The 11,809-nt window shown below is 55.5% G+C and carries 11 protein-coding genes; 2 read left to right on the top strand and 9 right to left on the bottom strand.

What is annotated here, in order from left to right; genetic code table 11:
• Positions 1–70: 70 nt before the first annotated feature.
• The 3 genes from pnuC to CKO_RS00530 are packed head-to-tail and all read right to left on the bottom strand — an operon-like array spanning position 71 to position 2,272.
• Positions 71–799 carry a nicotinamide riboside transporter PnuC gene (gene pnuC, locus CKO_RS00540; protein ID WP_048902374.1) on the bottom strand — a complete coding sequence of 243 codons (729 nt, stop codon included), beginning with the start codon at positions 797–799 and terminating at the stop codon, positions 71–73.
• Positions 799–1,542, bottom strand: a complete 744-nt coding sequence (locus CKO_RS00535) for a nucleoside phosphorylase (RefSeq protein WP_024130095.1) — start codon at positions 1,540–1,542, stop codon at positions 799–801. Before CKO_RS00535 ends, pnuC begins: the two co-directional genes overlap by 1 nt.
• A 28-nt stretch (positions 1,543–1,570) precedes the next feature.
• On the bottom strand, positions 1,571–2,272 hold the full coding sequence (locus CKO_RS00530; protein ID WP_024130094.1) for a Crp/Fnr family transcriptional regulator: 702 nt from the start codon (positions 2,270–2,272) through the stop codon (positions 1,571–1,573).
• A 194-nt stretch (positions 2,273–2,466) separates the two neighbouring features.
• Here CKO_RS00530 and ppiC point away from each other — a divergent pair, with 194 nt between their 5' ends.
• Positions 2,467–2,748 carry a peptidylprolyl isomerase PpiC gene (gene ppiC, locus CKO_RS00525; protein ID WP_001140251.1) on the top strand — a complete coding sequence of 94 codons (282 nt, stop codon included), beginning with the start codon at positions 2,467–2,469 and terminating at the stop codon, positions 2,746–2,748.
• Between the two features lie 119 nt (positions 2,749–2,867).
• On the opposite strand, the gene ilvC is transcribed toward ppiC, so the two are convergent.
• The gene (gene ilvC / locus CKO_RS00520) at positions 2,868–4,343 is read right to left on the bottom strand and encodes a ketol-acid reductoisomerase (RefSeq protein ID WP_012131124.1); all 1,476 of its coding nucleotides are present in this window, start codon (positions 4,341–4,343) and stop codon (positions 2,868–2,870) included.
• A gap of 165 nt (positions 4,344–4,508) precedes the next feature.
• Here ilvC and ilvY point away from each other — a divergent pair, with 165 nt between their 5' ends.
• The gene (gene ilvY / locus CKO_RS00515; RefSeq protein ID WP_024130093.1) at positions 4,509–5,399 is read left to right on the top strand and encodes an HTH-type transcriptional activator IlvY; all 891 of its coding nucleotides are present in this window, start codon (positions 4,509–4,511) and stop codon (positions 5,397–5,399) included.
• Positions 5,400–5,491: 92 nt separating this feature from the next.
• Here ilvY and ilvA read toward each other — a convergent pair whose 3' ends face one another.
• From ilvA to ilvG, 5 genes are all read right to left on the bottom strand, one after another.
• Positions 5,492–7,036: a threonine ammonia-lyase, biosynthetic gene (gene ilvA / locus CKO_RS00510; RefSeq protein ID WP_024130092.1), complete on the bottom strand. Its 1,545-nt coding sequence runs from the start codon at positions 7,034–7,036 to the stop codon at positions 5,492–5,494.
• 2 nt (positions 7,037–7,038) lie between these two features.
• Positions 7,039–8,889, bottom strand: coding sequence for a dihydroxy-acid dehydratase (ilvD, locus tag CKO_RS00505; protein WP_024130091.1), 1,851 nt, complete (start codon positions 8,887–8,889; stop codon positions 7,039–7,041).
• A gap of 66 nt (positions 8,890–8,955) precedes the next feature.
• Complete coding sequence (gene ilvE, locus CKO_RS00500) at positions 8,956–9,885, bottom strand: branched-chain-amino-acid transaminase (protein WP_012131120.1); 930 nt, start codon at positions 9,883–9,885, stop codon at positions 8,956–8,958.
• Positions 9,886–9,902: 17 nt separating this feature from the next.
• Positions 9,903–10,166, bottom strand: a complete 264-nt coding sequence (ilvM, locus tag CKO_RS00495; RefSeq protein ID WP_012131119.1) for an acetolactate synthase 2 small subunit — start codon at positions 10,164–10,166, stop codon at positions 9,903–9,905.
• A complete protein-coding gene (gene ilvG / locus CKO_RS00490; RefSeq protein WP_012131118.1) occupies positions 10,163–11,809 on the bottom strand; it encodes an acetolactate synthase 2 catalytic subunit in 1,647 nt (548 codons plus the stop codon). Before ilvG ends, ilvM begins: the two co-directional genes overlap by 4 nt.

Genomic DNA, 11,809 nt, shown 5'->3' with positions numbered 1-11,809 from the left:
AAGGATTGTAGCAGAAAGCAGGGCCGAGGGAGTAACAGGCTGCCCTTTCAGACAGCCTGGAAAGCGTTAATCAGGAGGCGCTGGCAGCAAGCGGCGCATAGCCGTTGCGTTTTGCGCTCAGGATCCAGCTGTACGATCCCATAATCGCAATCGCCGTTAGCAGGACATACTCCAGCGACATCGCATAGACGCCCTGTACTGCGTAAATCACCACGCTAATGACGTCGATAAGCACCCACAGCAGCCAGTTTTCCACATATTTGCGAGTCATCAGCACCATCGCCGCGATCGACAGCACCAGCATGGTGGAATCCCAGAACGGGAACGCGTCCGGCTGTAGCTCTGGCATCGCCACCTGAACTCCTACCGTTTGCAGCATCCCGAGCATAATATGGGTCAGCATGGCGAACACCGGGTCGATAAACCGCGTCATCAGCAGGATGGCGACAATACACACACCGCTCAGCACCAGCGTTTGCTGGCGGGAGAGCCAGCGCACCTTCAGCGCCGCCTCTTGCGCCTCATTCTGACGGCTCCACGCATACCAGCCATAGATATTGGCGGCAAAGAAGAACACCTGAAGCAGCAGGCTGGCATATAGCTGAATCTGGAAAAAGATCGCAGCAAACAGGGTGACGTTAATCAGACCAAACAGGTAATTGATGATTTTTTCCCGGCTGGCGCACCAGATGCACAATAAACCAAAGACCGTGCCGATAGCCTCAATCCACGACAGCGCATACCCGCCTTCGCCGAGAGGAATGTTGACCATCACATTGTTAATACTGAAAAAGTCCATCATTGCTCTCCTTGCTGGCTATCGAAATAAATGACCTGTAGCGCCAGGGAAATCTGACGTTCTTCACCCCGCAGACACAGCGTTTCCTGTTGAACATAATCATTAATACTGCTGTCCAGACAGCCGTTGTGGGCAACGACCACGTTCAGCAACGACGCCGTACGCAGCCCACGTAGTGCGCCGACCACCATCAGCGCCGCCGTTTCCATATCCGCCCCGAGAATACCGCGCGCTGACCATTCCGCATCCAGTTCAGCTTCACGATCGGTATAAAAGCTGTCGTGGCTGCGCACCAGCCCGCAAATCGCAGGAATGTTCATCTGCTTCGCCTGCTGGATCAACGTGGCGATAAGCTGCGGGTCTGCGCAGGCCGGATAGCAGGCTGGCGCGTAGGTTTTGCTGGTGCCGTCATCGGCGACCGCACCGTTGGCGATAATCAGATCGCCCAGCGCCAGCGTATCCTGCAATGCCCCACAGCTACCGATGCGAATCAGCGTGTCCACGCCAATCTGCCGTAACTCTTCAATGGCAATGGCCGTTGATGGCCCGCCGATTCCCGTCGACAGCACCAGAATCTCAATCCCTTTATATGTGCCGCGCGCCGCCCGAAATTCCCGGTTTTGCCCCAGTATCTCAGGGTTATCAAGAAAGTGGGCGATCCTGTCCACCCGCTCAGGATCGCCGGGCAATAGCGCATACCGCGCACCGGTCATGCTATTGCTTAATCGAATATGGGGTTGCATCTTCTGTCTCCTTACTGTGCTGAGGGACTCAGATCTCCGCCTCCTGTTTCAGTTTTTCAGGGGCTAATAAGACGATCCGCTCACCGTCGGTATCAATAATTTTCAGCGATTTCAGATCGTGCAAAATACGGTTGATACTGCGCGTCGTCGCCGCAAATTCCTGACTGAGATTTTGTTTATCCAGCAAAATCGTGGTCGATTCATCATGTTGATATCGCTGCCATAATGCCTGGCAAACCCGTTGATACAGCGAGTACAAATTGTCGCTGCTGGCCTTTTTCGACAACTGATAATATTGCTGGCTGAAAAAGCGCAGCATCCGCTGGTTAAAATGGTTATCCAGCGCCAGCCAGCGATGAAAATCCGCCTGCGGCAGGCTTAACAACTGAACGCTACCAACCGCCATCACCGAACAGATGTAATGCCGCGACTCAAAAATCTCCAGCTCGCCCAGCATGTCGCCTTTGCGGTAATGTGCCTGCCGATAACGGCGCCCGTCTTCAGCTTCGTAAAAGACATCCACCTCACCGGAAACAATCAGCGAGAATTGCCGACAAATGTCGCCCTGACGGCAAATCAGCGCTCCGCGAGGTATTTCCTCAACGCGCCAGCGCTGCATGATGTCCAGCGGGCAATATTTGAGCAGCTCATACAGCTGCGGATCGCGTACGATTTGGGTTAGCCCTGTCAGCCAGTCGCCTGAAAATTCTGCGTTTTTCATTGAGCTCATGTTATCTCTCTCCTGAGATGGAAAGACAGGACGGCTGTCCTGTTGCAGAGGGAATATGTCTGATAAAAGTGTCGTTCATCTCCCGGTTCATTAAACCCGGTGGGACATCTGTCCTGCGATGGCGAAGAGTATATGTCCGACGCCCTAAGGAATGATAAAGTGGCGGGCAACCTTTGAGACATGAGAGCGAAATAATGGCGAAAACCGCAGCAGCACTGCATATCCTGGTAAAAGAAGAGAAGCTGGCGCTGGATCTTCTGGAACAAATCAAGAATGGCGCCGACTTTGGCAAACTGGCGAAAAAGCACTCTATCTGCCCGTCAGGCAAAAGAGGCGGTGACTTAGGTGAGTTTCGTCAGGGCCAGATGGTTCCGGCGTTCGACAAAGTGGTCTTCTCCTGCCCGGTGCTGGAACCAACCGGCCCACTGCACACCCAGTTCGGATACCACATCATTAAGGTGCTGTATCGCAACTAATAAAAAGCCCGGAGGTTCATACTCCGGGCTTTTTTGCCTGATGGCGCTTCGCTTATCAGGCCTACGAAATAATGGCTTTTTGTAGGTCGGGTAAGCGCTAGCGCCACCCGACAACCTGTTTAACCAGCGACCGCAATACGCTTCATATCGGTCATATAGCCACGCAGTTTCTGGCCCACTTTCTCAATAGCGTGGCCACGAATCGCTTCGTTCACATCACGCAGCTGTGCGTTGTCAACCGCGCCTTCAGCAATCGCTTTACCCAGATCGCCCGGTTGAATTTCAGTCATGAACGCTTTCAGCAACGGTACGCAAGCGTAAGAGAACAGGTAGTTGCCGTACTCGGCGGTATCAGAGATAACCACGTTCATTTCATACAGACGCTTACGGGCGATAGTGTTGGCGATCAGCGGCAGTTCGTGCAGTGACTCATAGTACGCAGACTCTTCGATGATGCCGGAATCCACCATGGTTTCGAATGCCAGCTCAACGCCCGCTTTCACCATCGCGATCATCAGTACGCCTTTATCGAAGTACTCCTGCTCACCGATTTTACCTTCATACTGCGGCGCAGTTTCGAATGCGGTTTTACCGGTCTCTTCACGCCAGGTCAGCAGTTTCTTATCGTCGTTCGCCCAGTCCGCCATCATACCGGAGGAGAATTCACCGGAGATGATGTCGTCCATGTGTTTCTGGAACAGCGGCGCCATGATGGTTTTCAGCTGTTCAGACAGCGCATAAGCACGCAGTTTTGCCGGATTGGACAGACGATCCATCATCAGCGTAATGCCGCCCTGCTTCAGCGCTTCGGTGATAGTTTCCCAGCCGTACTGAATCAGTTTTTCCGCATATGCCGGGTCGGTACCTTCTTCCACCAGCTTATCGAAGCACAGCAGAGAACCCGCTTGCAGCATACCGCACAGGATGGTCTGCTCGCCCATCAGGTCAGATTTCACTTCCGCCACGAAGGAGGACTCCAGCACACCCGCACGATGACCGCCAGTTGCCGCCGCCCATGCTTTGGCAATAGCCATCCCTTCGCCTTTCGGATCGTTTTCCGGGTGAACGGCGATCAGCGTCGGTACACCGAAACCACGTTTGTACTCTTCACGGACTTCAGTACCCGGGCACTTCGGCGCCACCATCACCACGGTGATGTCTTTGCGGATCTGCTCGCCCACTTCCACGATGTTGAAACCGTGGGAATAACCCAGCGCCGCGCCGTCTTTCATCAGCGGCTGTACGGAACGCACCACGTCGGAGTGCTGTTTGTCCGGCGTCAGGTTAACCACCAGATCAGCCTGCGGGATCAGCTCTTCGTAAGTCCCCACTTTGAAGCCGTTTTCGGTCGCTTTACGCCAGGAAGCACGTTTTTCGGCAATCGCCTCTTTACGCAGGGCGTAGGCGATATCCAGACCGGAGTCACGCATGTTCAGGCCCTGGTTCAGCCCCTGAGCGCCACAGCCGACGATGACCACTTTTTTACCCTGAAGGTAGCTCGCGCCATCGGCAAATTCATCGCGGCCCATAAAGCGACATTTACCCAGTTGCGCCAACTGCTGGCGCAGATTCAGTGTATTAAAGTAGTTAGCCATATCTGTAACTCCATGATGTTGTGTCGTGCTTATTGTTCGGTTCGCTTGCCGTGTCTTTGCAAGAGAGAATGAACTCACTATATGACAGGAAATTTATTGCGGAAATTGATATATTCACAACATCACATTGCAATTTCTGCAACGTAGACATCGGGAGTAAAGCCAGTGGATTTACGCGATCTGAAAACCTTCCTGCATCTGGCGGAAAGTCGCCATTTTGGCCGCAGCGCGCGGGCAATGCACGTTAGCCCTTCCACGCTCTCCCGGCAGATTCAACGCCTCGAAGAGGATCTCGGCCAGCCGCTGTTCATTCGCGATAACCGTACCGTCACGCTCACCGAAGCGGGAGAAGAGCTGCGAACGTTTGCCCAGCAAACGCTGTTGCAGTATCAGCAGTTACGCCACACCATCGACCAACAAGGCCCGTCGCTGTCGGGCGAGCTGCATATCTTCTGCTCGGTCACCGCCGCTTATAGCCATCTGCCGCCCATTCTTGACCGTTTCCGGGCGGAGCATCCCTCTGTGGAAATCAAACTCACCACCGGCGATGCCGCCGATGCGATGGAAAAAGTGGTGACGGGCGAGGCGGATCTGGCGATTGCCGGTAAACCGGAAACCCTGCCCGGCGCGGTCGCGTTTTCAATGCTGGAGAATCTGGCGGTGGTGCTGATAGCTCCCGCATTGCCTTGCCCGGTGCGAAATCAGGTCTCAGTGGATAAACCCGACTGGTCAACAGTGCCGTTTATCATGGCCGATCAAGGCCCAGTGCGTCGCCGTATTGAGCTGTGGTTCCGCCGTCAGAAAATCAGCAATCCGTCGATATACGCGACGGTCGGTGGACATGAAGCGATGGTGTCGATGGTCGCGCTCGGCTGCGGCGTGGCGCTGCTGCCGGAAGTGGTATTGGAAAATAGCCCTGAACCCGTGCGTAACCGCGTGATGATCCTGGAGCGCAGCGACGAGAAAACGCCGTTTGAGCTGGGCGTTTGCGCACAAAAAAAGCGGCTGCATGAGCCGCTTATTGATGCGTTCTGGAACATTCTGCCCAACCACTAGCCGGATGGCGGCGCAAGCGCCTTATCCGGCCTACGGCTCAAAAGAACGTAGACCTGATAAGCGCAGCGCCATCAGGCATTTTCCCGAACACCCTAACCCGCCAGGAAGAACCGGAACGCCGGGTTATCGCTTTCGTTGTGGCACTCATAGCCCAGCTCATTCAGCCGGGTTTCGAAATCAGGCTCGTTTTCGCCCAGTTCAAATGCCGCCAGCACACGACCATAGTCGGTGCCGTGGCTGCGATAGTGGAACAGCGAAATATTCCAGTGCGTTCCCAGCGTGTGCAGAAACTTCAGCAGCGCGCCGGGCGACTCTGGAAATTCGAAACTGTACAGACGTTCCTGCAACGGTTTCGATGGGCGTCCGCCAACCATATAGCGCACATGCAGTTTCGCCATTTCGTCGTCGGAGAGATCCACCACGCTGTAGCCGCCTTCATGCAGCAGCGCGAGAATCTCTTTGCGCTCTTCCAGTCCACGGCTCAGACGGACGCCGACAAAAATGCAGGCATCTTGAGCGTCGGCAAAACGGTAGTTAAATTCGGTAACGGAACGGCCGCCCAGCAGCTGACAAAACTTCAGGAAGCTGCCTTTCTCTTCCGGGATAGTCACCGCCAGCAGCGCTTCGCGCTGTTCACCCAGCTCGCAGCGTTCAGACACATAGCGCAGACCATGAAAGTTCACATTCGCGCCAGAAAGCACATGCGCCAGGCGTTCGCCGCGAATATTGTGTTGGGCGATGTATTTTTTCATCCCCGCCAGCGCCAGCGCACCGGAAGGTTCCGCCACCGCACGCACATCCTCGAACAGATCTTTCATCGCTGCGCAAATCGCATCGCTGTCGACGGTGATAATGTCGTCGAGATATTCCTGGCACAGACGGAAGGTTTCATCGCCGATACGTTTAACCGCCACGCCTTCGGCAAACAGCCCCACACGCGGGAGATCCACCGGATGACCGGCATCCAGCGCCGCTTTCAGGCAGGCCGAATCTTCCGCTTCAACGGCGATCACTTTGATTTGCGGCATCAGTTGTTTGATGAGCACCGCTACGCCTGCCGCCAGTCCACCACCGCCAACCGGCACGAATACGCGGTCGAGATGCGCATCCTGCTGGAGCAGTTCCAGCGCCAGCGTGCCCTGCCCGGCAATCACCATCGGATGATCGAACGGCGGAACCCAGGTGAAGCCCTGCTGTTGCGCCAGCTCGATAGCTTTTGCTTTCGCTTCATCAAAGTTCGCGCCGTGCAGCAGCACTTCCCCGCCAAACCCGCGCACCGCGTCCACTTTGATATCGGCGGTCGCCAGCGGCATCACAATCAATGCTTTCACACCCAAACGCGCGGAGGAGAACGCCACGCCCTGAGCATGGTTACCCGCCGATGCGGTGATAACGCCGTGGGCTTTTTGTTCTTCGGTGAGCCCCGCCATCATCGCGTAGGCTCCGCGCAGCTTGAAGCTGTGTACAGGCTGCCTGTCTTCACGCTTCACGAGAATAACGTTGTCGAGGCGCGAAGAAAGTTTTTCCATTTTTTGCAGCGGCGTCACCTGCGCTGCTTCATATACCGGCGCGCGGAGTACCGCACGCAGGTACTCCGCCCCTTCCGGGGCGGCTGACAGGGGTTGCGACTCGGCCATCATCAACCTCCCAGCTTCGATTTATCGCGTACCGCGCCTTTATCGGCGCTGGTCGCCAGGCTGGCATAAGCACGCAGCGCAAAGGAGACCGGACGCTGACGATCTTTCGGCGTCCAGGCTTTATCACCACGGGCTTCCTGCGCTTCGCGACGCGCGGCGATTTCCGCATCGCTCAGTTGCAGTTGAATACCACGGTTTGGAATATCAATAGCAATCATGTCGCCATCTTCGATGATGGCAATATTACCGCCGCTGGCCGCTTCCGGTGAGACGTGACCGATAGAGAGGCCAGACGTGCCGCCGGAGAAACGGCCATCGGTGATCAGCGCACAGGCTTTACCCAGCCCCATCGATTTCAGGAAGGTGGTCGGATAGAGCATTTCCTGCATACCAGGCCCACCCTTAGGCCCTTCGTAGCGAATAACCACCACATCACCGGCAACCACCTTACCGCCGAGGATCGCCTCAACCGCATCGTCCTGGCTTTCATAGACTTTCGCCGGGCCGGTAAATTTCAGGATGCTGTCATCCACGCCTGCGGTTTTTACGATACAGCCGTTTTCAGCAAAGTTACCGTAGAGCACAGCCAGACCGCCATCTTTGCTGTAGGCATGTTCCAGCGAGCGAATGCAGCCTTCGGCGCGGTCGGTATCCAGCGAATCCCAGCGGCAATCCTGCGAGAACGCCTGCGTCGTGCGGATACCCGCCGGGCCTGCACGGAACATCTGTTTTACCGCTTCATTCTGGCTGACCATAACGTCGTACTGCTCCAGCGTTTGCGGCAGCGTCAGACCCAGCACGTTTTTTACATCGCGATTCATCAGCCCGGCGCGATCCAGCTCGCCCAGAATACCCAGCACGCCGCCTGCGCGGTGGACGTCTTCCATGTGGTATTTCTGCGTACTTGGCGCGACTTTACACAACTGTGGAACCTTGCGGGAAAGCTTGTCGATATCACTCATGGTGAAGTCGATTTCCGCTTCCTGCGCCGCCGCCAGCAGGTGTAAAACGGTGTTGGTCGAACCGCCCATAGCGATATCCAGCGTCATGGCGTTTTCAAACGCCGCTTTACTGGCAATATTACGCGGCAGTGCGGAAGCGTCATCCTGCTCGTAGTAACGTTTAGTCAGCTCAACAATGCGCTTACCGGCATTGAGGAACAGCTGCTTGCGATCGGCGTGGGTTGCCAGCAACGAGCCGTTGCCCGGCTGCGACAGGCCCAGCGCTTCCGTCAGGCAGTTCATTGAGTTAGCGGTGAACATCCCGGAACACGACCCACAGGTCGGGCAGGCGGAGCGTTCGACCTGATTGCTCTGATCGTCAGAAACTTTCGGGTCCGCGCCCTGAATCATCGCATCAACCAGATCGAGCTTGATGATCTGATCGGAAAGTTTGGTTTTCCCGGCTTCCATCGGGCCGCCGGAGACAAAAATTACCGGAATGTTCAGGCGCAGCGAGGCCATCAGCATCCCTGGGGTGATTTTGTCGCAGTTGGAGATACAGACCATCGCATCCGCACAGTGGGCGTTCACCATGTACTCCACCGAGTCGGCGATCAGTTCGCGAGACGGCAGTGAATACAGCATGCCCCCGTGACCCATAGCGATGCCATCATCCACGGCAATGGTGTTGAACTCTTTGGCGACGCCGCCAGCGGCTTCAATCTGTTCGGCGACCAGTTTACCGAGATCGCGCAGGTGAACGTGACCCGGCACAAACTGGGTGAATGAGTTCACGACAGCGATGATCGGTTTGCCAAAATCGGCATCGGTCATCCCGGTGGCGCGCCACAGCGCGCGGGCACCCGCCATATTGCGACCATGTGTGGTTGTGGCGGAACGATACTTAGGCATGCGTAATTTACTCCCAGTGTCTGTCTGTTAAATGGGACGGTGCGTGCCGTCCCATTTATTTTTAATTTATGGATTTACCTGATCCAACCAGCCCCATTTATCTTCGGTTTCACCGGTGAAGAGGCCAAAGAATGCTTGCTGAATACGTTTAGTGACCGGACCGCAGCGGCCTTCGCCTACCTGGATACCGTCCACGCTGCGAACCGGTGTGATCTCTGCCGCAGTACCGGACATAAACACTTCGTCCGCCAGATACAGAGATTCGCGAGACAGCACCTGCTCACGCACTTCGATATCCAGCTCTTTCGCCAGCTTGATGATCGCATCACGGGTAATACCTGGCAGCGCGGAGGAGGTAAACGGCGGGGTAAACAACACGCCATCTTTCACTTCAAACAGGTTTTCGCCTGCGCCTTCGGAAATATAACCATTCACATCCAACGCGATACCTTCCTGGTAGCCATGACGACGCGCTTCACTCCCTACCAGCAGTGAAGAAAGGTAGTTACCGCCCGCTTTTGCCGCTGTCGGAATGGTATTTGGCGCTGCGCGGTTCCAGGAAGAAACCATCGCATCGATCCCCTGATCCAGCGCTTCTGCGCCCAGGTATGCGCCCCACGGGAACGCCGCGATGATGACGTCAGTGCTGTACCCCGGAGGCGGGTTAACGCCCATCCCCACATCGCCCACAAACACCAGCGGACGAATATATGCGCTGGTCAGGTTGTTTTTACGGATAACATCGCGGCAGGCTTCCATCAGCTCATCAACGCTCTGGGAGACGGGAAAACGATAGATTTTGGCTGAATCATGCAAACGCTGCATGTGTTCACGATGGCGGAACACCACTGGACCTTTGTGAGAGTCGTAGCAACGGATCCCTTCAAACACGGAAGTACCGTAGTGCAGTGCGTGGGACATCACATGAACCTTCGCATCTTCCCAACGAATCATCTCACCATTGAACCAGATGTAATCAGCTTTTTTCGTCGTCATTTTTCTTCCTTTTGCGCTCAGGCGCGGATTTGTTGTGATGTGGTTGTGCTCTGGCAGATAGCAACATGTGCAACATCTACCAGTTTACTTAACTGACTAAACAGTAAGTCGACCGACCGGGGGCTGGCAACGGTCAATTCGATATTTATATTTTGCGCATCGGTGGCGGCTTCCATATTCATGGAGCACACCTGAAAACCACGGTGGCGAACCACGCGTAAAACACGTTCTAACGTTTCCGGGTTGAAGCGAGCTGCCACATTGACCTGATGTTGCATCATGATAATTTCTCCAGCATTTCTGAGTTACTGGCGCCAGGCGGCACCAGGGGCCAGACATTCTCAAGTTCGTCGATTGAGACATGAAGCAGGTATGGCCCATCACTGTTCAGCATGGTGTCGAGCGCCGCTTCAACCTGGTCTTTACGGGTGATGTGTTGGCCAGGAATGCCGAAGGCGCTGGCTAACATGAGGAAATCGGGGTTATCGGTAAGGGTGGTTTCGCTATATCGTTCCTGGAAAAACAGTTGTTGCCATTGTCGAACCATGCCTAACCGCTGGTTATCGAGTAAGACAATCTTCAACGGCAACTGCTTGCGTTTTACGGTGCCCAACTCTTGTACATTCATCATGAAAGAGCCGTCACCGGAGATACAGATAACGGTATCATTCGGCCTCGCAACCTGCGCGCCAACCGCCGCAGGCAGGCCAAAACCCATCGTACCTAAGCCGCTGGAGGTGATGAAATTCTCCGGGCGAGTGTACGTCATATGCTGCGCAGACCACATCTGATGCTGGCCCACATCCGTTGTCACCACGCTGTCTGCGGGTTTACGTTCCGACAACTGTTTTAACAGCAGCGGCGCATAGATGGCTTCACCGGGATGATCGTAACGCCAGGCGTGCTCAGTACGCAGTTCAGCATTGTGCTGACGCCAGGCGTCAATATTTAACGGTTGCTGTAACGCGGGCAATAATGCGTTCAGATCGCCCTGCAACGCGACATGCGCCTGACGCAGTTTGTTCATTTCCGCCGGATCGATATCCATGTGTATCACGCTGGCGCTCGGCGCAAAGGTATTCAGCTTGCCCGTCACCCGGTCATCAAAACGTGCCCCTACGGCAATCAGCAGATCGCACTCCTGAACAGCGAAGTTTGCCGCTTTAGTGCCATGCATCCCCAACATACCGAGATAATACGGATAGTCGGCATCCACCGCGCCCAGGCCTTTTAACGTGCAGGTCACCGGCATTTGCGTCGCAGCGATAAATTCGCGCAGCGCGGGTACGGCCTGCGCCATGCCTACGCCGCCGCCCACGTACAGCATCGGTTTTTGCGCCTGCGCCATCATCCGACGCGCCTGCTCAACGTCCGCGTGCGGGAAAGCCGTTTCGTTTTCAACGGTGGTGAAATACGGCTCCAGTGAACCATTGGCTAACTGGATATCTTTGGGGATATCAACCAGAACAGGGCCAGGACGACCCGAGTTCGCAACCCGGAAAGCCTCAGCCATGATGCGCGGCAGCTCTTCCAGCGACTGCACGAGGAAGCTGTGCTTCGTACATGCCAACGACAGCCCCAGCACATCAACCTCCTGAAAAGCGTCCGTTCCGATGAACGGAGCGGAAACCTGACCCGTGATGGCCACAACCGGCACGGAATCTAACAGTGCGTCAGCCAGACCGGTGATCAAATTGGTAGCGCCAGGGCCGGACGTGGCGATACAGACGCCCGTTTTGCCCGTTGAACGCGCATAGCCGATTGCCGCCATCGCCGCACCCTGCTCGTGACGACACAACAGATGTTCCACGCCGCCGTCATACAACGCATCGTAAACCGGCATAATTGCGCCACCGGGATAACCAAAAACGGTTTCAACGCCCTGTGCTCGCAAAGCATGTACCACCCACTGTGCCCCATTCAT

It is taken from the genome of Citrobacter koseri ATCC BAA-895 (genome assembly GCF_000018045.1).
Taxonomy (GTDB): Bacteria; Pseudomonadota; Gammaproteobacteria; order Enterobacterales; family Enterobacteriaceae; genus Citrobacter_B; species Citrobacter_B koseri.
This window is presented reverse-complemented; position numbering and strand designations above follow the sequence as displayed.

What these genes read in the sequence shown, in the direction of transcription:
- pnuC (WP_048902374.1), bottom strand. Translation starts at nt 799, where the DNA reads ATGGACTTTTTCAGTATTAACAATGTGATGGTCAACATTCCTCTCGGC.
- ilvG (WP_012131118.1), bottom strand. Translation starts at nt 11,809, where the DNA reads ATGAATGGGGCACAGTGGGTGGTACATGCTTTGCGAGCACAGGGCGTT.
- CKO_RS00530 (WP_024130094.1), bottom strand. Translation starts at nt 2,272, where the DNA reads ATGAGCTCAATGAAAAACGCAGAATTTTCAGGCGACTGGCTGACAGGG.
- ppiC (WP_001140251.1), top strand. Translation starts at nt 2,467, where the DNA reads ATGGCGAAAACCGCAGCAGCACTGCATATCCTGGTAAAAGAAGAGAAG.
- ilvE (WP_012131120.1), bottom strand. Translation starts at nt 9,885, where the DNA reads ATGACGACGAAAAAAGCTGATTACATCTGGTTCAATGGTGAGATGATT.
- ilvD (WP_024130091.1), bottom strand. Translation starts at nt 8,889, where the DNA reads ATGCCTAAGTATCGTTCCGCCACAACCACACATGGTCGCAATATGGCG.
- ilvM (WP_012131119.1), bottom strand. Translation starts at nt 10,166, where the DNA reads ATGATGCAACATCAGGTCAATGTGGCAGCTCGCTTCAACCCGGAAACG.
- ilvC (WP_012131124.1), bottom strand. Translation starts at nt 4,343, where the DNA reads ATGGCTAACTACTTTAATACACTGAATCTGCGCCAGCAGTTGGCGCAA.
- ilvA (WP_024130092.1), bottom strand. Translation starts at nt 7,036, where the DNA reads ATGGCCGAGTCGCAACCCCTGTCAGCCGCCCCGGAAGGGGCGGAGTAC.
- CKO_RS00535 (WP_024130095.1), bottom strand. Translation starts at nt 1,542, where the DNA reads ATGCAACCCCATATTCGATTAAGCAATAGCATGACCGGTGCGCGGTAT.